The organism is Sulfurimonas iocasae, from assembly GCF_047716755.1.
Classification (GTDB): domain Bacteria; phylum Campylobacterota; class Campylobacteria; order Campylobacterales; family Sulfurimonadaceae; genus Sulfurimonas.
The window spans coordinates 2,683,681-2,710,089 of record NZ_CP180409.1; the positions used below are offsets into that span (position 1 = coordinate 2,683,681).

Genomic DNA, 26,409 nt, shown 5'->3' on the forward strand with positions numbered 1-26,409 from the left:
AAAAATCAAGGGACATATTGAATATGTCTTTAATAATTATATTGGTAGTTGCTTGTGTTATAATGTTCCTTGAATAAATAGTTATCCGCTCACTGCGTGACCGGATAACGGGGGGCGCGGGTTGAACACCCACTGGTCATCTGTCGCACAGCGCCAGATAACAAGCGGGAGGAGCAAGCAACCATTGTAAAACCTAAAGGTTTCTCAACGGCAGTTACTCACCCGCGCCCCCGTTAGGAGTTGATTTTACAATGAACAAAATAGAGAAATTTTTAAATAAAATTTATAATCCTAAAGTTAATCCTAAAAAAAGAAAAAAACTATTTAAACTAAGTATATTCATTTTGATTATTAGCTTAACAATTGCAGGATTGCAGTTTTATTTTGAAAGAACCAAAGAGGGTCTTTATTTTTTATGTACTGTATTTGGAATTATGAGTTTAACTGGAATAGCTGTAGCAAAATATGGTAGTGATTTTTGGGTAGCATTAATCTATGGTGAGTGGAGTATTTAACTCCTAACAAGTACGAGGAACGCAATAATTTACCCTGCGGGAAAATTATCGCTCACGACAAACGTTATCCGCTCACTGCGTGACCGGATAACGTGGGCGCGGGTTGAACACCCACTGGTCACCTGTCGCACAGCGCCAGATAACAAGAGGGAGGAGTAAGCAACCATCGGAAAACCTAAAGGTTTACCAAAGGCAGTTACTCACCCGCGCCCCCGTTAATACTCTTTTACAAAAAAATTACTGATATTCAATTATTTTTGTTTATTAAAAATATTATCTGGTAAAGGTTTAATCTCATCATGATTAATATAATGATCTAAAGCATCAATTAATACACCTATCGGCTCATCTTCAGGCTGCATATTTTTTAAAATTTCATTTCCTTTTAATGTTAATGCAGTAGCATAAATAATCCAATCACCTGTACTCGTACCATTTAAATTATCACAAATTCTAACATCTACTTTTATTGAAAGGTCTTCCGATACACGTACGAACTCAATGACTCTATTTGCTTCAAAGTGAGAAACAACCCATGTTTCATCTATATTAAAATAGTTGGTTTTAAAAATTGCATTATATTCTTGATACAATGATTGTGAATATATTACTTCACAATGCCAACCATCAATCCAATCAAACTCTGCTGTAGGGCATAGTAATGGAAATAATTTATCGGGGGTTGTATTAAATGTTTGTGTATGCTTAATAATACCTCTTATATATATTGGATCTTCTTTTTTCCACTCTTGAACTTTTTTATCTGATAAAACAGTATTCATTTTTTATACCTAGTATTAATTTTACAAACAACTTTGATTTAGTTGATTGATACTTTCATTATAAAAGAATTTAAAAAGAAAAAATACTAGAACTTCTGCAATTTTTGTTGTTTCTTGTAACTTAAGCAAATATATGTTAATTTGCATAAAAATCTAGAGAGAAATATGGAATACTTAAATAAGATAATGCTAAATAAAAAAGAATCAGAAGAAATTTTCTATAAAGACTTATGTACTGTAAAACTATTTTTGAATGAACCATTTGAAAGTCACACTACAATTTTAAAAGATAACCTAATGATTATTTTGTTAAATGGGAAAAGAATCATGAAAACAGATGAAAAATCTTTTGAGGGTAATGCCGGGGATATAATTTTTGTTAAGAATGGGACTTGTATCTCAAGCAAAGTGTTTGATGATGTACAAAAATATGGTTCGTTGATTTTTAGATGGAGTGATAAGTTTATTCATGATTTTATTAAAAGCAATCAAATTGAACTATCAAAGGTAAAACAAAAAAATGAGAATATCTTTCAAATCATTCCGAACGAAATGTTAAAATACTCATCTGACACATTTATTCCTCTTTTTATCTGTGAAGAAAAAATTGACGAAAATATAATAAGACATAAACTTCAGGAAATGCTATTTCTTCTACTAAATAGTGATAGTGATGGAAGTTTTAAAAGCTTTTTAAAACTACTTTCAAATGATAAATATATAAATTTAAAATCTAAGATAGATGAACATCTAAATGCTTTTGGAAATGTCGAAGACATCTCAAGTAAGATTGGTATTCCATTAAATGATTTTAGAAAAAAATTCTCTAAAATTTATGGGACAGTACCTCAAAAGTGGCTTATTAAAAAAAGACTTGAGACTGCAAAAATACTTTTAACTTATGATAATAAAAATATATCTGAAGTATGTACGGAAGTTGGATATTCAAATTTATCTTGGTTTATTCAACAGTTTAAAAAAGAGTTTGGACTTACTCCTAAACAATATCAAAAGAAGCAAAATTTGTAAAAGATGATTATTGGAAAAATTAAAATTATAAAATCAAGATACTTCATTCCGATTTACAAAACAAGTTAGACTCAAAGATACCGTATATAGAACTGTACAAACCTTAAAATATGAACATATGATAAAATCTTGAAACTAAATTACTTACTATTAATAAAAATAACTAATTTAAGAATAAACTATGTATATAATATTTTTAATAGTGAGATACTATAAAAGACAAAAAAATAAATTGATTAATATTTTGATATACCACTTATCACTATATAAATTATAAATAAAACTTGTTAGCTGAATACTTATAACAAAACACAGGAAGAAAACAAGTTACACATCGGATTTTTAAGCCTCAAAAAGCTAAAATATAGTGGTTATAAAAAAGACTAAACGAACTGTCTGAGGGTAACTCGTTTTTCAGTTAGGTCGTTAGATGACTAAAAGTATAAAAATATCTAGTATATTATAGGAAGGAAAAATGCAAAATTATTATAAAAAATTTGACATTACTGACAAAGTGGCTGTTGTTACTGGTGCTTCAGAAGGGATTGGTCGTGATATGGCAATAGGATTAGCAGAAGCTGGTGCTAATATTGTGATTTGCGGTCGCCGTGAAGAAAAATTATTAGAAGTAAAAGCAGCCATAGAAAAGATAGGTAGAAAAGTAAATATATATATCTTAGACATTCAAAATATATCTGAAATTGAAGGATTAAAAACATTTCTAAAAACAAAAATTGGTAAAGTTGATATTCTAGTTAATAATGCCGGTTATGCTGTAACAAAACCTGCATGGGATGTCACTGAAAGTGATTGGGATTCAATGATTGACACAGGCTTTAAAGGTTTGTTTTTCTGCTCTCAAGCCATTGGTTCTATTATGAGTGAAAGTGGATATGGGAAAATTATTAATATTAGTTCAACTTTTAGTAAAAGTGTAGTGCCAGGACGATCTGTTTATGCCGGAATAAAAGCAGGTGTTGATCATCTTACAGAAGCTTTAGCTATGGAATGGGCTTCTCATGGTATCAGAGTAAATGCACTTGCACCAACTGCGGTAAATACAGCAAGTCGTCAAGTTACATTACAAGGTCCAATATTAGAAAAAGTGCTTTCTCGAATTCCTCTTGGAAGACTTGCTACACCGGATGATTTAATTGGAGCTTTAATATATCTTTCAAGTGAAGCTTCTGACTTCGTAACTGGACAGACATTATTTGTTGATGGTGGCTGGGTAGCCGCAAGTTAATATATAAAAAGCATCTAACAACACCTTTGAGCCAATAAATTACTCTAACGAGAATTTATTCGCTCTATTCAAACGTTAGGATAGCATAGTGAACTATTTTAAAATAACAAGGAAGTATTATGGAACATGATAATAATATTATAAATGAGATACTTGAAAAATATGAACAAGAACGATTAAGTGGTAAAGAAATTAATTGGAATGCAATTGACAATGACTTTAAAAAGAAATTAAATATTAGCTATCAATCTATAAAGTCAATTATTAATGAACAATATCAGCAAGGCTTATATAGAGAAATTTGTTACGGTTATGCTAAAGCATTTCAAGTAGTAGAATTTCATCCATTAATTAAAAACTATGAAAGTATAAAATAGTGCTCAGACCATAAATATTTGACTATTTAGTTTTATATATGCTATCCCCAGAACTTAAAAGGATTAATATTTGAATAGTAATTTAGAAAAATATTTGGAGTTATTATCTGAAATAAAAGGTAGAACTATAGTAATAGAGAAACTTCAATTTAATGGTAAAAAGAGAATTAATGATGTACATGTAGAGTTTGCATGCTTACAGATAAGAAAAATTCTTGAGTCAATAGCATTTGGCTCTTTAATTTCAAATATGGAACTTTACTCAAAAGAGTATGATAAATTTTCAAAATTTTGGAATGCAGAATTAATGTTAAAAGATATGGAAAGAATTAATAAGAATTTTTATCCAAAACCGTTACTTCAAGTAAATAGTGAAATTGAAGGTGTAATACATGATTTAATTCATGTCGATGAAATAAATTATTTAAATTCAAAGTTATTTATTAAGATATATAAAAAATGTGGGATTATCTTACATACTCAAAATCCATATGGAACAATAATAGATTATGAATATTATAGAAAAAATATACTTGTTTGGTTAGAAAAAATTAAAATGCTTATGAATTGTCATGAAATGCAATTAGTTGGTGATGAAAATTTATATTTATTTCAAATAGGGTCAAAAGAACAAGCACCTTTCTGCACAGAATTTAATTTTGTAAAAAAATTCTAAAAATTCTAAATACACTTCTGTGATTGAGTCTCCACTTTTAAGGTGCAAAAAACAAAAGGATATAACAAGATTTTGTAACTAATAAATGCCCTTGCGGTAATTTATTGGCTAAAGTAAAACGTTCCATCCCGTTAAATACATTCCCAATCTACTCAAAACTATTTCCTAAAAGTTCCTTTTTACTTTTGTTCGCTATACTTTTTGTATGAGACTAAGAAGCCTAACTACATTAGCGCTACTGTTTGTAATCAGTTTTTCTATCGTACATGAGTATGTTTATGCAGCTTATGATGATGACCACTGCAGTGCCATAGAATATATTAGTGAATTTGATACGCCACAATCTCATGAAGACCTTTGCGATATTCACTTTGAGTATCATCAGTCAATTCTACTATCTCAAAACTTAGTTCTACCAGATGTCGACTTCAAGGCTACTACAAATAAAATCCATAAAGAAACATACAACTTCAAAACCCATACAAATCTCTACAAACCCCCTACCGCTTAACCTGTAACACAAAAAATATAAACAATAAATTATTACAGGAACAATAATGATAAAAATATTATCAGCAGTTGTTCTAATCTCAGCATCACTATTTGCACAAGATTTTGATGCGTTTTTAGACAATGCACTAAAAAACAGCACCTACTTAAAGTCATCAAGCTTGGGACTCTCTCAAGCACGTGAACAAGGTTCTGTTATGACTAGGTACAAAAACCCTTCTCTTGAGTTAGAGTACTCAGAGTTCAGACCAGATAGCTCTAAAGATGACAATGGGTACAGAGCTGCTTTTACTCAGCCCATTAGACTATGGGGAGTTGGTAGTGATTCAGAAGCTTACGCAGATGCAACTCTAAATAAGGCTGCATCTAACTACTCACTCTCTTACGCGGAGTTTACTCGTGATATCTCACTTTTTTATACTGAGTATACAAACCAAAGAAAAAAGCTTGAACTAGCAGGCGAAGAGTTAGAAATTGCAAAGCATATATATGAAATCTCAAAAGAGAGAAACAGTGCTGGAACAATTTCTAGAGGCGAAATGCTTCAAGCACAAGTTGATTATGAGATGGTTGATATTAAGGCACAAACTCTTAACCTTGATATTCAAGATACTTACTTCAAGCTTCTAAAGTTCGCAGGCATTTCTAAAGAAATAGAGCTTGATTTTAAACATGAGTTTAAACTAGACTCAGATGCTCTCTCTACTAATAACCCAAACATAAACTATCTAAAAAGTTATAAGCAAGAAGCAAAGGCTTCCTCACAGATAAACTCAAACAGCGTTAAGTGGATAGACATAAGAGCTGAGTATGAAGATGAGCCTGATCAAAACATTATGAGAGTCGGAGCTTCTATTCCTCTTGCTATTTTTAACACTTCACGTGAAGAGATGCAAATAGCAAAACTAGAAGCAGATAAAACTGAGCTTCTCATAGAAAATGAGAATGCAAAAATATCTATTGAGAATATAAAACTCAAAAAACAAAGAGGGCTGTTACTGCTTTTAAAATCCAAAAACGAAGAAACTCTAAAGACTCAAACAAAACTTCTCAAAATGTTTGAAGATGGCTACAAGATAGCAAGTATAAATCTGCTTGAACTTCAAAACATTAAAAACAGAGTTATTAAGACGAAAGAGTCTCTTATCAAAATCAACACTGCACTAAATCAAAATGCAATCACGACTAACTATATTTCAGGAGCATATAATGAGTAAAATATTTCTACTAATAATCACTTTAAGCCTTACACTTTTTGCCACTCTGATACCGACTAAACATGCCAAACTAAGAGCATTTGGGAAGTCTGTAGAACTAAACGCGCAGATAGTCCAGCTCTCAAATGCTTCACAGTCTATCATGTCGCTTGTCAGCGGTCACATTGAAGAGTACTACGTAAGAGTCGGTCAAAGCGTTACAAAGGGACAAAAGATAGTCCTTATAGAGTCTATAATGCTATCAAAAATGACAGCAAATTTTATCTCTCAAAAGAAACAACTCCAAGCTCAAGAGAAAAACTACCAAGCTTCAAAAAGTCTCTATGAAAAGGGTATGACTTCGATGCAAGAGCTAAATGCCCAGAGCATCAAAAGAGATGAAGCACAAGCAAAACTTACATCGCTAAAATCTCAACTAGAGACTTTAGGAATCAACACAGATGCATTAAAAAAGGCTTCTTCGAACTTTATACTTTATGCTCATAGTGAGGGTGTTGTATCTGAGATACTTCAACCTCTACACTCTAGCATCAAAGAAGATACTCACATCATCTCTGTTACAAAAAGTCAGGCATTTTATCTGAAATCTTTTTTGCCTTTAGAGTATGCATCTAAGGTTAAGATAGGGCAGAAGATAGTTATAGAGACAAACACTAAAAACATCGTCTCCAACGTAACACAGATACTACCAAATGTAGATGAGAAGACTCAAAGAATAGTTCTACTCTCAAGCATTGATGAGATTACAGATAACCTCTACATAAATGCTTATACCTCTGCAACACTCTACTTTAACCCAACTAAAAAACATGTAGCAGTAGAAAAATCTGCTCTATCGTTTTTCAATAATGAATGGGTTTTATTTGTTCCAAAAGAAGAGGAGCATCAAGAAGATGCTCATGGTGATTTTGGTCATGAAGAAGCATATGAAGTTCGTGTTATCAACATAATAGAGCAAGATGAAGAGTTTGTGGCAGTTGAAGGTTTAGAGTTGGATGAGCAATACGTTAGTGACAAAAGTTATTACGTAAAATCTCAACTGCTCAAATCTTCTCTTGGCGGACACGGGCATTAGGGAGATATTATGTTAAATAAAATCATTGATATTTCTCTAAAATACAAACTCTTAGTGCTAACGCTTTTCATTGCCATTAGTGCGTTTGGTTTTAAAGCCTACCAAGATATACCCGTAGATGCCTTTCCGGACATCACACCTAAGCAGGTTGTGGTCTATACTGAGAGTCCGGGTAATTCTGCCGAGGATATAGAAAAGCTTATAACCTACCCGATAGAGTCAGCACTCTCTGGTATGGCAGGTGTAAAGAAGATAATGTCAAACTCAATTTTTGGCTTATCCTATGTGTCTGTTTTCTTTGAAGACGAAATGGACATATACTTTCTTCGTCAACTCGTAAGTGAAAGACTAACAAGTGTAGATATTCCAAACGGTTGGGGTAAACCTGAACTTGGACCAAATACTACTGGTTTAGGACAAGTATTTTGGTATAAACTCCAAGATGCAACTGGAAAACTCTCTTTAAAAGAGTTGCGAGAGATGCAAGACTACATCGTCACACCTCTACTAAAAAGTGTTAGCGGAGTTGAAGAAGTTATAGGTTGGGGTGGAGAAGAAAAGCAGTACAATGTACTCATCGACACTAAAAAACTTCAAAACATCGGTGTTACTTACGAAGATATAATCACTGCACTTGCTAAGAGTAATCAAGCCGCAGGAGGACAATACCTAGAGTTTAACCGTGAACAGTACCTCATCCGTGGAGCAGGTCTCTATAAGTCTCTTGATGACATAAGAAATTCTGTTATAAAGTCAGGTAAAGGTCAAGCCGTAACCATCGGTGATGTGGCAACAGTTGAGACTGGTTCGATGCCACGTTTTGGAGCGGTAAGTATAGATGGAAGCGAAGCTGTTATGGGAATGGTTCTCCAACGTACTGCAACAAATGCCGCAAAAGTTGTAGAGCATATAAAAGAAAAACTCCCTACCGTAAACTCTGCACTTCCAAAAGGTGTTAGCATTGAGACTATTTATGACAGGACTGAGATAACTCACAAAGCGGTAGGCACTATGACATCAGCACTGATAGTGGGTGTAGTTTTAGTTGCAATAGTTTTGTTTTTGTTTTTGTTTGAGCTTCGGAGTGCATTTATAGTAATCATATCTCTACCAATATCTCTGCTCATAGCCTTTTTACTTATGGACTATTACAACTTATCGGCAAATCTGATGAGTCTAAGCGGACTTGCCATAGCCGTAGGGATGATAGTCGATGGTACAATTGTCGTAGTTGAGAACACCTTTAGAAAATTACACGATGAAGAGGGTGATTCTAAAGTAAAGATTATTGCAGACTCGGCAAAAGAAGTCGCTAAACCTGTAACCTTTGCAGTTTTAATCATCGTTGCTGTATTTATCCCACTACTATCACTTGAGGGATTAGCTGGAAAATTATACTCTCCGATGGCATTAAACATTGTATTTGTAATGCTTGGCTCACTTTTTGTAGCTTTGATTTTGGTTCCTGTTTTAGCCTTTGTTTTACTAAAACCTACTAAAAATACTGACAATGCACTAATGAGTGGGCTTAAAAAAGTATATGCACCACTACTAGTATTTTCACTCTCAAATGCGAAAAAGCTTTTAGCATCTGTAACTGTTTTATTTTTAGCTCTAGCCTTTGTTCTCTCACAGCAGGGTCGTGAGTTTATGCCTGAGTTAAATGAAGAGTCCATTATGTACAGAGTGATTTCTATACCGGGAACAGCTCTTTCACAATCTGTAGAGAGTGCTTCTGAGATAGAAAAGCACATACTAAAAAATTATCCAAACGAGGTTAGCTCAGTTCTCTCCATGATAGGTAGAAGTGAAAAAGGCGAAACAGCTCAAGCTAACTATATGGAAGTTCTGCTGACGCTCAAAGAGGGAATCAAAGATTTACCTGCACTAACTCACAAGATGAATGAAGATTTAGAACACTCATTTGAGCATGTTGCCTTTGTCCCTACACAACCTATCGCTATGAGAATAGAAGAGTTGCTTGAAGGCGTAAAAGCTGAGCTTGCTATCAAGATATATGGAGACAACCAAAAAGAGTTAGATAGCATCTCCAAAGCTATTCAAGAAGCTATTGGCAATGTTGATGGACTAGAGAGAATGGAAGTCGAGACTCAACTTGGACAAGCTCAGATAAAGATAGAACCAAACTATCTGGCTCTTTCTCGCTATGGAATCAGCGTTGATGAAGTGATGCAAGTTATCCGCAACGGTATAGGAGAAGAAGAAGTTACCGAAATGTTAGAGGGAATCAGAAGATTTCCTATAGTTGCAAAGATAAAAGATGCAAAAAAAGACATTCAAGCACTAAAAGATGTAACTCTTCGCTCAACTAACGGCTCATTAGTTACTCTAGATCAAATCTGTGATATCAGCATTAGTCATGGTGCTTCATTTATTAAACGTGAAAATCTGAGCCGTTACATGGTTCTCTCTATAGAAGTGGACGGACGTGATGTTGCTTCGTTTGTAAAAGAGGCGAACAGACTTATCCAAGAGAGTGTTGAGATGCCAACTGGTTACTACATCGGCTGGGCTGGTGACTTTAAAAACATGCAAGAAGCTACAGATAAGTTGATGATTATCATCCCGATAACTATTCTTTTAGTTATCCTTCTTTTATATACTGCTTTTAACTCCATTTCAAAAGCGATGTTGATTCTTATAAATGTACCTTTTGGTTTTATAGGCGGGATTATTGCTCTGGTTATAAGTGGCATCTACTTGTCTGTTTCAGCAATTATCGGCTTTTTAGCCATCTTTGCCATAGCTATTTTAAACGGAATAGTTTTAGTCAGCTTCATAGATCAGCTTCGTGTCAAGTTCCCCGATGTTGATTTAAAAATACTGCTAAAAGATGCAGCCTTGCTTCGTCTTAGACCGGTTCTTATGACAGCATTTACAACTCTGTTTGGGATTTTACCACTTCTATATGCCAGCGGTGTAGGAAGCGAAATACAGTATCCATTATCAGTTGTTATAACAGGAGGAATCATCAGCTCGACTATACTAACTCTTCTTGTTTTACCTGCTGGTTATTACTTAATATATAAAAAAAGGAGTAGCATCTAGCTACTTCTCTTCACTTTCAAATACTATAACTCAATTCAATTTTTTAAACTTTTTTTTTTTGATTTAAAATTACATTTATAGTACTTGATAGCTGGGCTATGCTGATGGTGTTTTAGAAATAGTTCTACCAAAGCTAAAAGAGGCAGACAAAACAAAACCATTTAAGCAAACATCAATGTTCATAGTATTAAACTTTAACTATATTAGTTAAATGGAGTTACACTATGAATACAGTCACATCATATGGAGCGGCAGGAACTGTTACAGGTTCATGCCACTTAGTTAAACTTGGACCCATAAAAATACTTATAGATTGTGGAATATTTCAAGGTGAAGGAGTTGGTGGTAGCCACAGAAACTATGAGCCTTTTGAGTTTGATCCTGCTGAAATTGACTTTCTTATAATCACCCATGCACATCTAGATCACATAGGAAGAGTTCCAAAACTTATAAAAGATGGCTTTAACGGTAAAATTATTGCTACGAAACCAACAAAAGACATAGCTCAGATAATGTTGCTAGATAGTGCAAAAATCCTTAAAGAAGAGTATAAAACTCTTAGGAGAAAAGCTCGACGTAGGGGTGATGAAGATACTATTTCTGAACCTCTCTACACTGAAGATCATGTTAAAGAAGTGTTTTCAAAAAAATGGCATCTTTTAGAATACTTTGAAAAACACAAATTACCAAAAGGTATAAAAGTTACATTTGGAAATGCGGGGCATATCATGGGTAGTGCTTTTGTTATGATAGATTATTTTGATGAGAAAATCCCTAAACGTGTAGTTTTTTCAGGAGATATAGGAAGTAAGCATAGACTTATCCTCGACCCTTTAGATAACACTGAGATAGCTGATACCCTGTTCATAGAATCTACTTACGGAGATAGAAAACACAAACCTCTTCAAGAAAGTGTTGATGAATTTAAACAAACTGTAATTGATACGCTAGAGAGAAACGGTAATGTACTTATTCCCTCATTTGCACTTGAGCGTACTCAGGAAATATTGTGGTTGTTACATCAGATGTCTTATAATGGTGAGTTGCCAAAATGTCAAGTTTTTCTAGATAGTCCTTTAGCCATAAAAGCAACCAGACTATACAACAAATACCCTGTTCATCTTAGTGATGAAGTTGAATATCATACCTTAGACAATGGAGACCCTTTCTCATTTGAATCACTCAGCACCACCTCTACAAGAGAAGAATCTCGTATGATAAATAAAGTTAAACAAAGAGCTATAATCATAGCTGGAAGTGGAATGTGTCATGGTGGTCGTATTATGCATCATCTAAAACATCGCCTTTGGAATAGCAAGAACACAGTTATCTTTGTCGGCTTTCAAGTTGAGGGAACTTTAGGACGAAAAATAATTGACGGTGATGAGTATGTAAAAATATATGGAGAAGATATCGTTGTAAAAGCTCAGGTACAAACAATAAACGGCTTTTCTGCCCACGCTGATCAAGATGATTTAATAGATTGGATAAGTAATTTCTCAGAGTTAAAAAATCTATACTTGATTCACGGAGAAGCTAGTAAAATGGAGCCTTTTAGCAAAGCAATCAAAGAGAGACTAAACCAAGATGCCAAGGTAATGGAGTATGGAGTTTCTGTTACTTTATAGAAGAAATATCTACTTACTTCTTACCCCAAGTAAATTCAAACTTAGAGCCAACATCTGGCTCTGAACTTACATCTATCTCTATCTTAAACTCATCACATATCTGTTTTACTATGTTTAACCCTATTCCAAAACCACCTGCAAGTGTCGAACCACGCTTATACAGCTGAAAAATCTCGTGAAGTTTATCTTTGTGCATTCCAATACCTTCATCTTCGATGCTAAAGAAACCCTGTTTTAGTTTTACTCTTATCGTTGTATCAGGCATAGAATATTTTATAGCATTTGATATTAGGTTCGAGAATAGAAGTTCTATTCTAGAATCTATAGCTACTAACTCTGAGTCTTGTAAAGATGCTTCTATCTTAATATTTTTTGCATGACTTAATTCTGAGTAGTACTCTATACTTCTGAGTAAAATCGTTTTTAGGTTTAGTATCTCTGACTCTTGATTAACTCCACTAAAATTTAGGTAGGCTAGTGACTGATAGATGCTATAGAGCTGTTTTGTGGAAATAGAGATGTTTCTCAGTATCTTCGCATCATAAACCTTTTTCTGCATAGCTCTTGAAGTACTCATGCTAAGTGCTGTTATGGGTGTATTTAGTTCATGAGATATATCTTGTATAAAAGACTCTATCTCTTTTACTTTTTGTTGTATTGGACGCATAAACAGACGTGAAAGCACCCATGATATAACTACTATAGTTATAAATATCAAAGTCATAGCAACTATTACTTTTGTTTGTAAAGCTGACAACTTCTTATGATACTCATTAGTTTTTACCAGAACATACTCTATCGCCAAGTGTTCTTGCGGTGCGGTTGACACAAGGATTTTAAACCCATCCTTTTCAAAATACTCTTTATCAAAGATTCTATTATCTTTTGCAGGTATAAGCAGATACTCATAATCTTTCTCCGTCTTTGGAAGGATCAGAGGAGATGAAGTCATATGAGAATTTATAACAAGAGCGGAAATTTTATCTGCCAAGTGCTGAAGCTTATAATAAGTAGTATTTTCAAGTGAATTTTTCTGTGCGCTAAAGTACCAGTAACCTGAGAGTAGTGTAAAGAGTAAAGATGAACCCAAATATAGAGCTAAGAATGAATAAAATGATTTTTTTTCTAACTTATTCAAACCTATACCCCTCGCCCCTAATATTTAAGATATGTTCTTTTCCAACACTCTTTCTAAGCTCTTTTATAAGAGTACGAACTGCATCTGCAGATGGCATCTCATCATATTCCCAGAGGTTTTGCAGTATCTCATCTACGCTGACTACACGGTGACGATTTTTGTAGAGATACTGAAGACAGGCACTCTCTTTGTTAGTTATATGCTGTGGGGTATCTTCTTTTGTCACTATGTGATTTTGAGTGTCAAAGACTATACCTGAAGATATCTCCACTAAAGAGCTAAGTCCAAAATGTCTTTTAATATTTTCTATTCTCTGAGTTAGTTCTTCAAGGTCAAAAGGTTTTTTGATAAAGTCGTTTGCACCTGATTCAAAAGCTTTTTTCAAATGATTGGTATCATGATAAGCAGTTATAAAGATAGCGGGAGTCTCATCACTGAAACTTCTCAATTCTTTAAGTAGAGAGATACCATCACCATCTGGGACATTGATGTCAAAAATATACAAGTCAAATGAATTTTCTTCACTCAGTTGTAAAGCCTTTTTCATACTATATGTATGTGTTACACTATACTCTTCTTGTAAAAAATCAATTAAGACATCTGCTAAAACCGTATCATCTTCTAGAAGTAAAATTTTCATGAAGTATTATAACACACAAGATTCCTTTAAAAAATCACTATTTTTCTCATCTCACAAACTCCTCACAAATAATTGGTATAATTCTTACATAAACAACAAAAGGATTCAAAATGAAAACGATAGCAAAAATATTTTTAGCGGCTCTTTTGGCAGTTGGTACAATGCAAGGGGCAGCTTTTGAGAAGCAAGCAAAATCAAGATCTGTAAAAGTTCTTATTACTTCTGAAAAACCTCTAACTACGGGGAATAACAATGTTAATCTTGTTATAGATAAGAAGTATGCAGATGCAACAGTGAGCGTAAAAGCTTTTATGCCAGCTATGCCTGGTATGCCAGCTATGGAGAGTACAGCAAATGCTAAAAATCTCGGTGCTGGAAAATATAATGTTAACATAAACCTTTCAATGGGTGGTACTTGGCAAATTCATATCTTTATCACACCAAAAACTGGTAAAAAAATCAGAGTTAAAACGTCTGTAAATATCTAAGGATAAATCATGAAAGCTCTAGCCTTAATTCTTCTTCCACTTCTTCTAAGTGCAACTTCTCTATCAACTCTGATAGAGAGTGCAAAAGCAAACCATATTTCACTTGAAGCTATACAAAAGCGTCTAAGTGCCATTGATAATGAGTATGAAGTAAGTAGAAACTTTGCAGATCCAGAGCTTTCTCTAAGCATCAGCGATATTCAACTTGACGACACCACTAACCGCTCCATAGAACCTATGCAGTACAGTGCTATAAATGTAAAACAAAAGATTCCATACTTTGGAAAAAGAGATGCAGCTTCAAAGAAAGTAGATGCTAAAAAAGCAAAAGTAGCATTTACTCTAACTCAGGCAAAAGTAAACCTAGTAGAGTCTATAAAACTGACAGCTTATGGCATCTGGCAAGTAGAGCAACAGCTCAAAATTACAGATGATTACATTAAACTAACACGTCAAAACATTGAACTCTACACCGCTTACAGCACAAGCGATACAAAGGCTCACATGGGAATCATGTCAGCTGAGCTTTCACTCTCACAACTAAAAATAAAAAGAAGTAAACTCCAAAGCATACTTACAGGACTTTATAGAAAAATCAGCTACCTAAGTGCTATAAAAGTTGACTCTCTAGAAGTTGAGATGCAAGTAATAGAACCAAGAGAATTGGCCTTTTATATAGATGTTAGTCGTGATAGCAGCGCATACAAAATAAAAGAAGCTATGCTAAAAGAGGCTCAAGCTGATGTAAAAGTAAAAGAGTTAGCAGGCAATATTGACCCTTTTGTTCAAGTGGGTTATTTCTACCGTGAGTCTTTTGAGGACTACATAAACATAAATGTTGGATTTGCACTTCCCATCTATGGAACACAAGACTCAAAAGAAGAAGCATCAAGAAAACGCTCACTTGCTGCAAAGAGTGAAGTGGTTGATTTTGAAAACTCACTTCATACAAAAGTAGCAACACAGTACGCAAGACTTCAAGACTCATACAGAATATACAACATCATAGAAAAAGAGAGCCTACCTCAGATAGAACATATGTTTGACCTTACAAATACATCTATCAAAAGTGGTTCTGACCTTTTTATATATATAGAACTACTGGCTAAAAAACTTCGCCTTGAAGAACAAAGCATCCAAGCCGTTGCTTCATACTACAAAATAACAGCATCTTTAGATGCACTCACAGGAGCACAAAAATGAGACTTTTACTAATAATACTTATCTTTTTATCATTCTTAGATGCTAAAGAAAAAACGGTTGAGCAAGTCTTTAACGTTCAAACTACAAAGGTGAAACTTGTATCAGATGCCAAGAGTATAAAAAGCTTTGGCTTTGTAAAAGTTGATGAATCCAGAGTTTACGATGTTAGTCCTAGATTTGGTGGTTTTGTTGAGACTCTTTATGCTGACAAGACATACAAAAAAGTTACTAAGGGGGAGAGACTTGCAAAAGTATATTCTCCAGAAGTCCTAAAAGCAAAAGATGACTACTTAAACACCATCAACTACACAAGAAACAAAGCAAACAAAACAATGCTTGGTAGTGCAAAAACAAAACTCTCCCTTTTAAACATTCCAGATGCTGAGATAAAAGAGATAACAAAGAACAAAAAAACATCTTCTTTTACGACTATACTATCTCCAATTGATGGTTATATATTTAAAAAGTATCTTAACAATAACTCAGCTTTTAAAGCTAAAGGTGTGCTTTTTCAAGTGGTGAACTTAGACAAAGTCTGGGTCGAGCTAAAAATACACCAAAACCAACTATCGGCACTTGATAATATAGAAGAGTTCACACTCACTACACCTTCGATGAAACAAACATTTAAAGCTACAAGAGAAAAACTATATCCTGAGCTTGACCCAAAAGAGGAAAGCTTTACACTTAGACTATCTCTTGATAACATAAAAGGTATATTAAAACCGGGAATGTACACAAGTGTAAATATGAGTGGGGCTACAAAAAGCTACTTGACTCTACCTGCAACTGCAGTAATGAGAAAGAATGGAAAATTTTATGTATTTGTAGTTGGCGAATACGAGGGCGAATACGAACCTCTTGAAGTTGATGTAGAGGTTTTAAACCCAGATACTTACATAGTCAAAAGTGGGCTTAACGAGGGCGACGAAGTAGTAAACAACGCACTATTTATGATGGATAGTGATGCGCAAGTTAATGGGTTGTACTAATTAATACTCTATATATGAGCAAAGCCCATATATAGAACGCTAGCCGCTAAGGCACTAAAGCTAACTCCATTGGGAGTAGAGAAAAGGACAAATTGTGATTGAAAGTATAATTTCGTTTAGTATTAAAAATAAGTTTCTTATCCTAATGGCAGCCATATTTATAACTTTTGGCTCTTTTTGGGCTATTAAAAACACTCCTCTGGATGCTATACCTGACTTGTCACCTCCTCAAGTTATCGTAAAAATAAACTGGGCTGGACAATCTCCTGAAATTATAGAGGACCAAGGAACTTATCCTCTGGTTTCTCAGTTTCTCTCTATCGCAAATATTGAGACTGTTAGAGGTTTTTCAACTTATGAAAATGCTCTTATCTACATCATTTTTAAAGAGGGAACTGACCTTTACTGGGCTAGAACTCGTGTGCTAGAACAGTTAGCTTCTATTCAATCTGGGCTTCCTGAGTCTATGGAAGTAAACCTTGGTCCAGATGCGAGTGGTGTTGGTTGGGTTTATGAGTACGCATTGACTTCAAAGACTAAAAACCTCAGCGAGCTTAGAACTCTGCAAGACTACTATTACAAGTACGCACTTCTGGGTGTTGACGGTGTAAGTGAAGTTGCGTCTATAGGTGGATTTGTTCCGACTTATCAAGTAAGTGTCAGTAATGATACTTTAGTACGTTATAACCTCTCAATCCAAGATGTAGCAAAAACTCTAAAAGCCAACAACAACGACACAGGAGGACGTATAGTCATACAAAATGGTTTTGAGTGGATGGTTCAAGCAAAAGGTTATCTAAAAGACTTGGATGATATTCGTTCACTTGTTGTGGCTACAAAAGCGAACATCCCCGTAACCATCGGCGACATAGGAAGAGTTGAACTCTCTCCTGCTGCTCGTCGCGGTATGGCTGATCTAAATGGAGAAGGCGAAGTAGTCGGAGGAATCGTTATGGTTCGTTATGGCGAAGATGTCTACGCTACTATTAAGCGTATAGAGAAGAAAATGAGTGAACTTCAAGTAGATGGTGTTGAAGTCGTAGAGACTTATAACCGCTCAGACCTCATAGAAAAAGCGGTAGATACACTAAAGACTACACTTATAGAAGAGAGTATAATCGTCATCGTTATCATCGCTCTATTTTTGATGCACTTGCGTTCATCAATCATAGTTCTTATAGTTCTGCCCCTAACTATCGGTGCGACATTTTTACTTATGAAAATGTTTGGCATTGGCTCGAATATTATGAGTCTTGGCGGTATCGCTATTGCCATCGGTGCGATGGTAGATGCAACAATAGTTATGATTGAAAATGCTCACAAGACCATAGTAAAACAAGAACTGCAAAAAGGCGAGGCACTCACAAAACAAGAGAGATTTGATGCCATCAGCAGTTCATCTAAAGTTGTAGGTCGTCCTATATTTTTTGCACTTGCTTTAGTTGTGGTTTCATTTTTACCTATTTTTGCACTCTCAGGTCAAGAGGGACTTCTTTTTACTCCATTGGCTTTTACTAAAACATTTGCCATGATGGCAGGAGCAATTCTCTCGATAACTCTCGTTCCAGTTCTGATGCTCTTTTTTGTAAAGGGGAAAATCCTTAGTGAGAACAAAAATCCTCTAAACCGTTTCTTTATCTGGCTCTATCACCCTGTAATCATTTATGGACTTAAACTAAAGTACATTGTACTCATAGCAGTTGTTGTAGCTCTTGGATATATGTACCCGCTATACAAAGGTCTCAAGTGGGAGTTTATGCCTCCACTAAATGAGCAGAGTGTTATGTATATGCCTGTTACTCCTTATGGTATCAGTGTTGACCAGAGTAAAATGCTTACTCAAAAGACAGATGCCATCATCAAAAGTTTCCCAGAAGTTAGTATAGTCTTTGGTAAAGGCGGTCGTGCAAACTCTGCGACTGATCCCGCTCCGCTTGGTATGATAGAGACTATTATCACATTTAAACCACAAAGCGAATGGAGAGAGGGAATGACTCATGAAAAACTCATGGCAAAGCTTGAAGATGCTCTTAGAGTTCCAGGGCTTGTTAACTCTTGGACTTATCCTATCCGCGGTCGTATAGACATGTTACTAAGTGGAATCCGTACACCTCTTGGTATCAAGCTCTACGGTAAAGATGCCCAGGGCTTGCAAAAATACGCACTTGAAATAGAGAGTAAACTTAGAACTTTTGACAAGACTCTTTCCGTCTTTGCAGATCAGGCAAGTGCTGGTTACTACTTAGATATACAACTGGATGAAAAAGAGTTGGCAAGATACAATATAACAAAAGACTACCTGCTTGATTATGTGGCATCTGGTATCGGTGGGATGAAAGTATCTACTATGTACAAGGGTATAGAGCGTTATCCTATTGCCCTTCGTTTTGAAGAAGATGAAAGAAGAAGCATAGAGAGCATCAAAGACCTTCAGGTAAAAACTCCACTTGGTTTTGTACCTCTTGGAAACTTTGCAGAGGTCGCTTACCGTGAGAGTGCTTCTGTTATAAAAAGTGAGATGGCATCTCCTGTGACGTTTATATACATCACTCCAAATGTCGGAATCAGTGCTACTGAGTACAAAGAAGAAGCTAAAAAACTTATAGAGTCTGTAAAACTTCCGGCTGGTTACTACATAGAGTGGGCAGGTCAAAGTGAGTACTTAGACTCAGCGATGAAAAAGATAGTCTGGATAGTTCCGACTGTGCTTATAGTCATACTCATACTAATCTACTTTGCACTTAAAGATATGATACCTACACTTATAGTGTTTTTTACTCTGCCCTTTGCACTTTTAGGAGGTCTGCTCTACATAGACATACTAAACTTCAACATGAGTATAGCCGTAGTAGTCGGTTTCTTAGCACTTTTGGGAGTAGCCGCCGAGACAGCGATAGTAATGATAGTCTACCTTCAAGAAGCAGTAGATGAAGCAAAAGAGAAGTATAAAGAAAGGTTTGGACTTAAAGAGCTAAATGCAGCGATATACGAAGGAGCAGTCCAAAGAGTAAGACCAAAACTGATGACAGTATTTGCCATCCTAGCAGGACTACTCCCAATCATGTACACACATGGAGTAGGAAGTGAAGTGATGCAAAGAATCGCCGCACCAATGTTAGGCGGAGTTGTAAGTTCAGCAGTTTTAAGTCTTGTTATCATCCCTATACTTTTTGAGATTTATGCTAAGCGGGAGTTGGAATTTTCTATAAACTAAAATATTAACTACCTATTTTTGAATAAATAAAAAGTGTTAAACCTAATCCTAACCCGTAAGCAAGGTGTGTAGAAAATGGAGCGAGTATACTGTTTGAGTGAGGCTCTTTTTTTATACCAGCTATTCCCCATCCAAAAGAAGGCATCATCCATAACCAAGGGAATATATTGGTTAAAATACCAAAGATAGCACCTAGTAAAACATAGGATATATCACTCTCAACATTTAACACAGAAACAAAAAAAGGGTAGAGCAAGGCAATACCGATTCCAGCAATAATATAATGAAAAAATATACCCATATATTTTTCATTAGAAAATGATGCTACGTTTGCTATACTTTTATGTTTGAACTGACCTTTTAGCATGTACAAAAACCATCGTCCGATAATTTCATGACTTGTACCACTACTTATATTCCATCTTCGTAAATACCCTGCTACCAAATCCATGAAATAGGTTCCAACCAACCCACCAAATGCAGATACCATAAAAAATTCTATTGAAAGAGTGTTTTGCATTCTATTACTCCAAATAAATGATTGGCGAAGTATAGATAAACTTCAAAGTGAAGTATTGTATAAAATTAACATGCATTCAGATTGTCTTGATACTCTTTAGGTGTAATAGAAAAAACTCTTTTGAATGATTTATTGAAATGGCTTTGGTCAAAAAAACCACTTTCCAGTGCTATTTCTGATAGGGAGGAGTTGGTAGATAAAAGTTCTCTGGCTTTATGTACTTTTTTATTTAAGATATACGCATGAACGGGGATACCAAACTCTTTTTTAAAAACTCTAGTAATATGTACTGCTGAGAAATTAAAAGTGTTAGCAAGGAGTTGAAGTGTAATCTCTTTTTCTATATTTTCATCAAGGTAAGTTTTTATTTTCTGAGCAGTCTCAATATAAACTCTAGAGTGCTCTACATAAGTTCGCTCTTTTGTGCAATGTTCTAAAAAGAGTTTCGAGATAAAGTTAATCAACTCTTCTTCCTTATTTTCAATCGAGTTATCACTAAAGAGAAAAGCACACAATTCAATAAAATTATTGTAAAAGCTAACTTCATTTATTAAAACTTTTGCTACAGGTAGATAGTTTGTTGTTTCATTAAAGAGTTCTTTTTGAACATTTATGCACCAAGAAGTATCTAGATGCAGAACAAAATCGCCTTTTGCATCATCATTTAAGACCTCAAGACAATGAGCAGTATTTGGATTTAAATAGGCTAAACTCCCTTTACATAAGCGTAAGGTTTCATTATCAAGAATCAGGTTCGCAGCACCTTCTTCAATTGCAGTAATAGTTATAACTTCGTGTGTATGACTTTTACTGCAACCTCTTACATACTCACCATAACGTAGCTCAACAAAAGGTAATTTACTGTTTTTGTATATTTTATTTATCAATATGTAGCCTTTGTGAAATGTCGTGATGCTAAACTATTATTTTATCTAAATTACTGAATTAAAGTTTGTCTAGTTTATAGAGGACATTCCACATTCCATGTCGCGATAAATTAGAAACCACTTCTTTGCTATAATTTTCTAAAACAATTCAAGGCAAAATTATGGGAACACAATATAAAAGTTTAAAAGATGCAGACATAGCGTTTATCAAGCTTCAAAAACTTTTTTATCTTGCTAGTTCATCAGGGAAAGAAGTAAACCTTTCACCTAAAGGCTATGACTCCATTAGGGTCTTAAACAACTCGACATTAGTTTTTATGAGTTATCCGGGGAGTGGAAACCGTACATATAGAGATGCTGTAAATGATGGAGAGTTTACTCTGGTCTTTAATGCCTTTGAAGGTAATGCAAAGATACTTAGACTCTTTTGTAAAGCAAAAATTGTAGATGCTAAGAGTAAAAAGTTTGGTGAGTATCTAAAACTCTTTGAAGAAAAAGAGAGTCTTGTTAGAGACATATTTCAGTTTAGCATCTATGCTGTTGAGTCTAGTTGTGGAGAGTCCATTCCAATTATGGAGTATAAAGAAGATAGAAACTCACTAAGAAACTGGGCTGTTAAGATGGACAATAACCAAAAGCTCAAAGAGTTCAAAGAAAAGCATTTCACTCCACCAGACCTAAAAGATTAGTAATAAAAAGCTATAAAAAGATTATTATAATGCCAATTTTAATCAAAACAGTGCAAATACAAACTAAAATTACTATCAATAAATTGTGAGAATATAAGAATATAAGATTTTTGTTATAGTTTTGTAATTCTTTTATGATATTGTTTGTTACATTTATTCACATTCACACAAATATATCACATTTTTTATATTTTTCTAATATTATACTTTTCATCATTTATCATGTGAAAAACTTATAATAGTGGTCATAATATATATTATTATATTAATATATAATATTTTTTATATATATTCATTATAATAATTCTTTTTTTATTGCTAATGTGATAGATTACCATTAAACTAATTCTTATTTTTAAGATTCGGTTAAATTTTACTCTCCTATAATGCTTGGAGATGAAATAGTTTATCTATTTTAAATACTTATATTACTCGTAGGAGAGAAAATGAAAAAAACAATTAAGTTAGCTTTAGTAGCTGCATTAGCTTTAGGTGCAACATCTGCATTCGCAACAAATGGTTCAAATCTGATTGCTACTGGTGCTAAAGCACGCGGTATGGGTGGTACTGATATTGGTGTTTCTCATGGTGCTGAGTCAGGTTTAGCGAATGCTGCACTAATCACATCTGTTGAAGATACTGAAATTTCTTTTGGTGGTACTATTTTTATGCCAGATGTAGAAAGAACTATGCGTGGAAATACTGATAGCAGTGCTGCGGATATGAGTGTAATCCCTTCTGTATCTATAGCTAGTAAAGTTAATGATAATTTTTATTGGGGAGTAGGTATGTGGGGTACTGCTGGTATGGGTGTTGATTATCGTGATGATACAACTACTGGAACATACAATATGGTCACTAATTTACAGCTTATGCAATTCGGTGTGCCATTAGCATACACAGTAAATAACTTTAGTGTAGGTTTAACGCCACTACTTCAATATGGATCACTAGACATTGATTATAACAGTGCTAATAATAGACATGCAGGTGTATCACAAGATTTACAATTTGGATATAACTTAGGTCTTGCTTATGAAATTTCTGGTTTTACAATTGGTGCTATGTATAAATCTGAAATTGAAATGGAATATAAAGGTCAATTAACAAGTGCAGGTACTGACTTTGGTTTAACACTGAGTGACAAATTATCTACACCAGCTGAAATTGGTATTGGTGTTAGTTATAAGATGAAAGAACACACAATAGCTTTAGACTATAAACAAATTCAGTGGTCTACTGCAACTGGTTATGAAGATTTTGGTTGGGATGATCAAAGTGTAATTGCTATTGGTTATGAATATGCAACAACTTCTTGGGAAGCTCGTGTTGGTTACAACTATGCAGAAAGTCCAATATCAGAGCAAGATGTTACTCAAGCTGGTGGATACTCTAAAAATGTACTTAATTTACTTGGTTTCCCGGCAACTATAGAGTCTCACTTTACTCTTGGTGGTACATATATTGTAAGTAAAAGAACTTCAATTGATGTAGCTTATACATATGCTCCTGAGGTTTCTGATACATATGCTGGTGCTGACACTGGTGGTACTTTTAACATAGAGACAAAGCACTCACAAACAGCTCTAACTCTTGGTCTTAACTACGCATTCTAATTATTAGAATAACATAAATTCTTCTTCATTCTAAAATGTCGCCTTTTATGGCGGCATCCTGTTTATACATCCTAGGTAAATAATCTTTGTTTGACATGTGAAAATATACATATTTCATAACTTTTTGTGGTATGATATTTTAAATCTTTGTGATATTATTATGATAGGTATCGCTGATATTTCAATTAAGGAAACAAAATGATAAAAAGACTTATAAGAACTACACTACTATTATCAGTAGCAACAACCATTGCATTTGCTGCTCAAGCTGTAAGATTTAATGTTGTTGATGGTAATGCAGAAGAGCATTATAATAATTTGATTAATAAAAAGATAGAGAGTGTTGGTTATGTTTTATCTGATCCACATGAAAGAATCAATGATGCTTATAAAAAGAAGTATGGTACAAAAACTTTAGATGACGGTAAGCCAAATGATGGTTATGATCCAGCATGGAAAGAAACTCTAGATAATCTTGGTTTTTTTTCTATAGCTAATGACGTTGCACTTAGAGAGATACTAATTACAAATCCTGAAATTGGTGGTTTTTCTCCATTTAATCTTCATACATATAAAAAGAAAAATGAAAACAAAACATATGTTGGACATTTAGTTCCTGAAGTTATGCTAGATATAGTAGGAATTAAAGATGAAGCTGTTAGAACAAAATTTATAGCTATGTTCCCAGCACTTGATGATTTAGTGCAAAAAGAAATTGGTGGTAAAGTTCAGATAACTGAGTATACAGCTCTTCCTAAAAAAACAATGATGAACTTTGAGATTACCTTTGATAGACCAAAAGATTTAGGTGATTATATCGATGAATTTCAAGAAGAATTCGAAGCTGCATTTGAAGAAAAGAAGTATATTATTGCAGGATATAAAAACTTTAAAGAGTCATACAGTGATTTAGAACTAGAATTCGGTAAATATGACGCGTATTTTGTTTACTCCTTGTGTCACTTTACTTATTCATACAATATATTTAATAAAGGTCGTCCGGATGCTGGTGCACTTGCTCCTTGTTCAATGTATATGTATATAGAAAAAGGTTCTAATAAATTAATCATCGGAATGCCAACACTTGCCAACTGGACTGCCGTTTTAAATATGAAAGACGAAGTTATGAATAAATCAGCTGATAATTTAGACAAAGAGATTATTAAAATTATGATTGGTTTAGGAGCAAAAGAGATATGAAAAAGGCAATAGCAGCAATATTATCAGCAACGCTATTAATATTTTCAGGATGTAGTGGTACTTTTGGACCAGAGGCAGTAAAAACAGGATATGAAGGTAAAAAAATTAATGCTTACCTTCAAGGACCATATGTAGATATTGAAACTGTAAAAAGCAAGCTCGAGGCAGCTGGTTTTGAGATAGTTGCAACATATGCTTCTGTGAAAAAAGGCACTACTGTTATTTTTACAAATAACGAATTAAAAGCTCAAGCTGCTAAACCTAAAAGAGCTCAAGCTGCTATATTACGTCTTTTTATAGATGATAAAGAAAAAACTATTAGTTTTAACAATCCTGTTTATTTTGGTAAAGCATATATGCAAGCAGATTATAATCATGCAGTGTTTAATGCACAACTTGAAAAGATAAATACTGCATTTCCTGGTTTAGTAGCATCTGCTGATGAATGGGATTTTGATGATTTAGCCAATTACCACTTTATGGTGAGTATGCCTTATTTTGAAGATACAGATTTATTGGGTGAAGGTACAAATGAAGAGTTACTGGCTAAGGCCAATAACTATAAAAATGGTAAACTAAAAATATTTGAAATGAAACTTTCAGATAATAGCTATCTTTTAGGTTACAAACTTGGCAAAAGAACTTCTAAATTTACTAAAAAAATAGGTAGATCTAATGCTGGTTTACTTCCATGGACTATAGTAATTGAAGATGGTAAAGCTATGGCACTAAGTGCTAAATATCATATAGCACTTAGCTATCCATTATTAAAGATGAGTGGTTTTATGGGAATCATGACTGTACCGGGTGCTGTTACTAAAGATTTGCAAAAACCTTTCAAATAATCAATTAAGGATCAATTAATGAAAAAAAATGTTTCATCAATAGTTTACTCTATTCTTATGTTTGTTGGAGTAACTACACTTTCAGCAAGCGATGAAATTAGCGCTTATTTACTTGGCTCACATATAGAAGTAAATGTTGCAAAAACTAAACTTCAAGATGCAGGTTTTGAAGTTATTGCTTCATATACACCTGTAGAAAATGGAACTACTTTAGTTTTTACTAATGACGCATTAAAAGCACAAGGAGCTAAACCTAAAAGAGCTCATGCTTCTGTGTTAAGAATGTTTATAGATGATAAAGAAAAAACAATCAGTATAACTAATCCTATATACTTTGGAAAAGCTTTTATGCAAGATGATTATCAGGAGTCTGTATTTATTGATCAATATGAAAAGATTAATAGTGCATTTCCAGGTTTAACTGCCTCTAAAGATAAACTCGATGCAGATGATATTGCAAGTTTCCATTTTATGATGGGAATGCCATATTATGAAGATCAAGATGAACTGGCAACTGGTAAAAATGAAGAACTTATTGCAAAAGTAAAAGCGTACAAAGAAGGTAAGCTTTTAATCTTTGAATTGAAGCTTTCTGATAACTGTACTCTTCTTGGCTTTGATATAGGCGATAAGACAAAGGAATTTGTCAAAAAAATAGGTCGTGCAAATGCTGCTGTACTTCCATATTGTATATCTATTGAAGATGCAAAGGCAACGTCTTTAGCTGCTAAGTATTATCTCGCCGTATCCTACCCACAACTTTCAATGGGTCAGTTTATGACTATTTCATCAGTTCCAGGAGCTATTGAAAAAGATTTGAAAAAACCTTTTGAGTAAAGGTTCTTACATTAGA

24 protein-coding genes are annotated in these 26,409 nt (G+C 34.1%); 19 read left to right on the top strand and 5 right to left on the bottom strand.

The genetic code is table 11. The annotated features are described in order from the left end of the window. Positions 1-251 precede the first annotated feature (251 nt). Positions 252-515, top strand: a complete 264-nt coding sequence (locus ACLHDE_RS13725; protein WP_415396963.1) for a hypothetical protein — start codon at positions 252-254, stop codon at positions 513-515. 251 nt (positions 516-766) lie between these two features. On the opposite strand, the gene ACLHDE_RS13730 is transcribed toward ACLHDE_RS13725, so the two are convergent. Then, a complete protein-coding gene (locus ACLHDE_RS13730) occupies positions 767-1,297 on the bottom strand; it encodes a hypothetical protein (protein ID WP_415396964.1) in 531 nt (176 codons plus the stop codon). A gap of 165 nt (positions 1,298-1,462) precedes the next feature. Here ACLHDE_RS13730 and ACLHDE_RS13735 point away from each other — a divergent pair, with 165 nt between their 5' ends. From ACLHDE_RS13735 to ACLHDE_RS13775, 9 genes are all read left to right on the top strand, one after another. Continuing rightward, on the top strand, positions 1,463-2,326 hold the full coding sequence (locus ACLHDE_RS13735; protein ID WP_415396965.1) for a helix-turn-helix domain-containing protein: 864 nt from the start codon (positions 1,463-1,465) through the stop codon (positions 2,324-2,326). Positions 2,327-2,801: 475 nt separating this feature from the next. Continuing rightward, entirely contained in the window at positions 2,802-3,572 is a 771-nt protein-coding gene (locus ACLHDE_RS13740) for an SDR family NAD(P)-dependent oxidoreductase (protein WP_415396966.1), read from the top strand. Between the two features lie 119 nt (positions 3,573-3,691). Beyond that, complete coding sequence (locus ACLHDE_RS13745; protein WP_415396967.1) at positions 3,692-3,949, top strand: hypothetical protein; 258 nt, start codon at positions 3,692-3,694, stop codon at positions 3,947-3,949. A 70-nt stretch (positions 3,950-4,019) separates the two neighbouring features. After that, on the top strand, positions 4,020-4,625 hold the full coding sequence (locus ACLHDE_RS13750; RefSeq protein ID WP_415396968.1) for a hypothetical protein: 606 nt from the start codon (positions 4,020-4,022) through the stop codon (positions 4,623-4,625). 205 nt (positions 4,626-4,830) lie between these two features. Beyond that, positions 4,831-5,136, top strand: a complete 306-nt coding sequence (locus tag ACLHDE_RS13755; protein ID WP_415396969.1) for a hypothetical protein — start codon at positions 4,831-4,833, stop codon at positions 5,134-5,136. 46 nt (positions 5,137-5,182) lie between these two features. Next, entirely contained in the window at positions 5,183-6,352 is a 1,170-nt protein-coding gene (locus ACLHDE_RS13760; RefSeq protein ID WP_415396970.1) for a TolC family protein, read from the top strand. Beyond that, positions 6,345-7,427, top strand: coding sequence for an efflux RND transporter periplasmic adaptor subunit (locus tag ACLHDE_RS13765; protein WP_415396971.1), 1,083 nt, complete (start codon positions 6,345-6,347; stop codon positions 7,425-7,427). The genes ACLHDE_RS13760 and ACLHDE_RS13765 overlap by 8 nt, the downstream gene beginning before the upstream one ends. Before the next feature lie 9 nt (positions 7,428-7,436). Further along, positions 7,437-10,496 carry an efflux RND transporter permease subunit gene (locus tag ACLHDE_RS13770; RefSeq protein ID WP_415396972.1) on the top strand — a complete coding sequence of 1,020 codons (3,060 nt, stop codon included), beginning with the start codon at positions 7,437-7,439 and terminating at the stop codon, positions 10,494-10,496. 224 nt (positions 10,497-10,720) lie between these two features. After that, positions 10,721-12,124, top strand: a complete 1,404-nt coding sequence (locus ACLHDE_RS13775; RefSeq protein WP_415396973.1) for an MBL fold metallo-hydrolase RNA specificity domain-containing protein — start codon at positions 10,721-10,723, stop codon at positions 12,122-12,124. Between the two features lie 13 nt (positions 12,125-12,137). Here ACLHDE_RS13775 and ACLHDE_RS13780 read toward each other — a convergent pair whose 3' ends face one another. Further along, positions 12,138-13,262: a sensor histidine kinase gene (locus ACLHDE_RS13780; protein WP_415396974.1), complete on the bottom strand. Its 1,125-nt coding sequence runs from the start codon at positions 13,260-13,262 to the stop codon at positions 12,138-12,140. Next, positions 13,255-13,902: a response regulator transcription factor gene (locus ACLHDE_RS13785; RefSeq protein WP_415396975.1), complete on the bottom strand. Its 648-nt coding sequence runs from the start codon at positions 13,900-13,902 to the stop codon at positions 13,255-13,257. Before ACLHDE_RS13785 ends, ACLHDE_RS13780 begins: the two co-directional genes overlap by 8 nt. 110 nt (positions 13,903-14,012) lie before the next feature. On the opposite strand from ACLHDE_RS13785, the gene ACLHDE_RS13790 reads away from it, so the two are divergent. From ACLHDE_RS13790 to ACLHDE_RS13805, 4 genes are all read left to right on the top strand, one after another. Beyond that, complete coding sequence (locus ACLHDE_RS13790; RefSeq protein ID WP_415396976.1) at positions 14,013-14,390, top strand: FixH family protein; 378 nt, start codon at positions 14,013-14,015, stop codon at positions 14,388-14,390. 9 nt (positions 14,391-14,399) lie between these two features. Then, on the top strand, positions 14,400-15,593 hold the full coding sequence (locus ACLHDE_RS13795; protein ID WP_415396977.1) for a TolC family protein: 1,194 nt from the start codon (positions 14,400-14,402) through the stop codon (positions 15,591-15,593). Further along, the gene (locus tag ACLHDE_RS13800; RefSeq protein ID WP_415396978.1) at positions 15,590-16,585 is read left to right on the top strand and encodes an efflux RND transporter periplasmic adaptor subunit; all 996 of its coding nucleotides are present in this window, start codon (positions 15,590-15,592) and stop codon (positions 16,583-16,585) included. Before ACLHDE_RS13795 ends, ACLHDE_RS13800 begins: the two co-directional genes overlap by 4 nt. Before the next feature lie 94 nt (positions 16,586-16,679). Continuing rightward, positions 16,680-19,799 (top strand): efflux RND transporter permease subunit, encoded by a 3,120-nt coding sequence (locus ACLHDE_RS13805; RefSeq protein WP_415396979.1) that lies wholly within the window; start codon positions 16,680-16,682, stop codon positions 19,797-19,799. Positions 19,800-19,803: 4 nt separating this feature from the next. On the opposite strand, the gene ACLHDE_RS13810 is transcribed toward ACLHDE_RS13805, so the two are convergent. Then, positions 19,804-20,319 carry a DUF2938 family protein gene (locus ACLHDE_RS13810; RefSeq protein WP_415396980.1) on the bottom strand — a complete coding sequence of 172 codons (516 nt, stop codon included), beginning with the start codon at positions 20,317-20,319 and terminating at the stop codon, positions 19,804-19,806. A 65-nt stretch (positions 20,320-20,384) separates the two neighbouring features. After that, positions 20,385-21,206: a helix-turn-helix domain-containing protein gene (locus tag ACLHDE_RS13815; RefSeq protein WP_415396981.1), complete on the bottom strand. Its 822-nt coding sequence runs from the start codon at positions 21,204-21,206 to the stop codon at positions 20,385-20,387. 161 nt (positions 21,207-21,367) lie between these two features. Here ACLHDE_RS13815 and ACLHDE_RS13820 point away from each other — a divergent pair, with 161 nt between their 5' ends. The 5 genes from ACLHDE_RS13820 to ACLHDE_RS13840 all read left to right on the top strand — a co-directional run bounded on the left by ACLHDE_RS13820 (position 21,368) and on the right by ACLHDE_RS13840 (position 26,393). Then, on the top strand, positions 21,368-21,895 hold the full coding sequence (locus ACLHDE_RS13820; protein WP_415396982.1) for a hypothetical protein: 528 nt from the start codon (positions 21,368-21,370) through the stop codon (positions 21,893-21,895). A gap of 446 nt (positions 21,896-22,341) precedes the next feature. Continuing rightward, the gene (locus tag ACLHDE_RS13825; RefSeq protein ID WP_415396983.1) at positions 22,342-23,511 is read left to right on the top strand and encodes an OmpP1/FadL family transporter; all 1,170 of its coding nucleotides are present in this window, start codon (positions 22,342-22,344) and stop codon (positions 23,509-23,511) included. Positions 23,512-23,709: 198 nt separating this feature from the next. Next, positions 23,710-24,711, top strand: coding sequence for a hypothetical protein (locus tag ACLHDE_RS13830; protein WP_415396984.1), 1,002 nt, complete (start codon positions 23,710-23,712; stop codon positions 24,709-24,711). Continuing rightward, on the top strand, positions 24,708-25,556 hold the full coding sequence (locus tag ACLHDE_RS13835) for a hypothetical protein (protein WP_415396985.1): 849 nt from the start codon (positions 24,708-24,710) through the stop codon (positions 25,554-25,556). The genes ACLHDE_RS13830 and ACLHDE_RS13835 overlap by 4 nt, the downstream gene beginning before the upstream one ends. Positions 25,557-25,574: 18 nt before the next feature. Further along, positions 25,575-26,393 (top strand): hypothetical protein, encoded by an 819-nt coding sequence (locus ACLHDE_RS13840; RefSeq protein ID WP_415396986.1) that lies wholly within the window; start codon positions 25,575-25,577, stop codon positions 26,391-26,393. Positions 26,394-26,409 lie beyond the last annotated feature (16 nt).

Bases quoted from the DNA above. Each gene is read 5' to 3' on its own strand.
- ACLHDE_RS13725 (WP_415396963.1), top strand. From the start codon at position 252: ATGAACAAAATAGAGAAATTTTTAAATAAAATTTATAATCCTAAAGTT.
- ACLHDE_RS13730 (WP_415396964.1), bottom strand. From the start codon at position 1,297: ATGAATACTGTTTTATCAGATAAAAAAGTTCAAGAGTGGAAAAAAGAA.
- ACLHDE_RS13735 (WP_415396965.1), top strand. From the start codon at position 1,463: ATGGAATACTTAAATAAGATAATGCTAAATAAAAAAGAATCAGAAGAA.
- ACLHDE_RS13740 (WP_415396966.1), top strand. From the start codon at position 2,802: ATGCAAAATTATTATAAAAAATTTGACATTACTGACAAAGTGGCTGTT.
- ACLHDE_RS13745 (WP_415396967.1), top strand. From the start codon at position 3,692: ATGGAACATGATAATAATATTATAAATGAGATACTTGAAAAATATGAA.
- ACLHDE_RS13755 (WP_415396969.1), top strand. From the start codon at position 4,831: ATGAGACTAAGAAGCCTAACTACATTAGCGCTACTGTTTGTAATCAGT.
- ACLHDE_RS13760 (WP_415396970.1), top strand. From the start codon at position 5,183: ATGATAAAAATATTATCAGCAGTTGTTCTAATCTCAGCATCACTATTT.
- ACLHDE_RS13765 (WP_415396971.1), top strand. From the start codon at position 6,345: ATGAGTAAAATATTTCTACTAATAATCACTTTAAGCCTTACACTTTTT.
- ACLHDE_RS13770 (WP_415396972.1), top strand. From the start codon at position 7,437: ATGTTAAATAAAATCATTGATATTTCTCTAAAATACAAACTCTTAGTG.
- ACLHDE_RS13775 (WP_415396973.1), top strand. From the start codon at position 10,721: ATGAATACAGTCACATCATATGGAGCGGCAGGAACTGTTACAGGTTCA.
- ACLHDE_RS13785 (WP_415396975.1), bottom strand. From the start codon at position 13,902: ATGAAAATTTTACTTCTAGAAGATGATACGGTTTTAGCAGATGTCTTA.
- ACLHDE_RS13790 (WP_415396976.1), top strand. From the start codon at position 14,013: ATGAAAACGATAGCAAAAATATTTTTAGCGGCTCTTTTGGCAGTTGGT.
- ACLHDE_RS13795 (WP_415396977.1), top strand. From the start codon at position 14,400: ATGAAAGCTCTAGCCTTAATTCTTCTTCCACTTCTTCTAAGTGCAACT.
- ACLHDE_RS13800 (WP_415396978.1), top strand. From the start codon at position 15,590: ATGAGACTTTTACTAATAATACTTATCTTTTTATCATTCTTAGATGCT.
- ACLHDE_RS13810 (WP_415396980.1), bottom strand. From the start codon at position 20,319: ATGCAAAACACTCTTTCAATAGAATTTTTTATGGTATCTGCATTTGGT.
- ACLHDE_RS13820 (WP_415396982.1), top strand. From the start codon at position 21,368: ATGGGAACACAATATAAAAGTTTAAAAGATGCAGACATAGCGTTTATC.
- ACLHDE_RS13825 (WP_415396983.1), top strand. From the start codon at position 22,342: ATGAAAAAAACAATTAAGTTAGCTTTAGTAGCTGCATTAGCTTTAGGT.
- ACLHDE_RS13830 (WP_415396984.1), top strand. From the start codon at position 23,710: ATGATAAAAAGACTTATAAGAACTACACTACTATTATCAGTAGCAACA.
- ACLHDE_RS13835 (WP_415396985.1), top strand. From the start codon at position 24,708: ATGAAAAAGGCAATAGCAGCAATATTATCAGCAACGCTATTAATATTT.
- ACLHDE_RS13840 (WP_415396986.1), top strand. From the start codon at position 25,575: ATGAAAAAAAATGTTTCATCAATAGTTTACTCTATTCTTATGTTTGTT.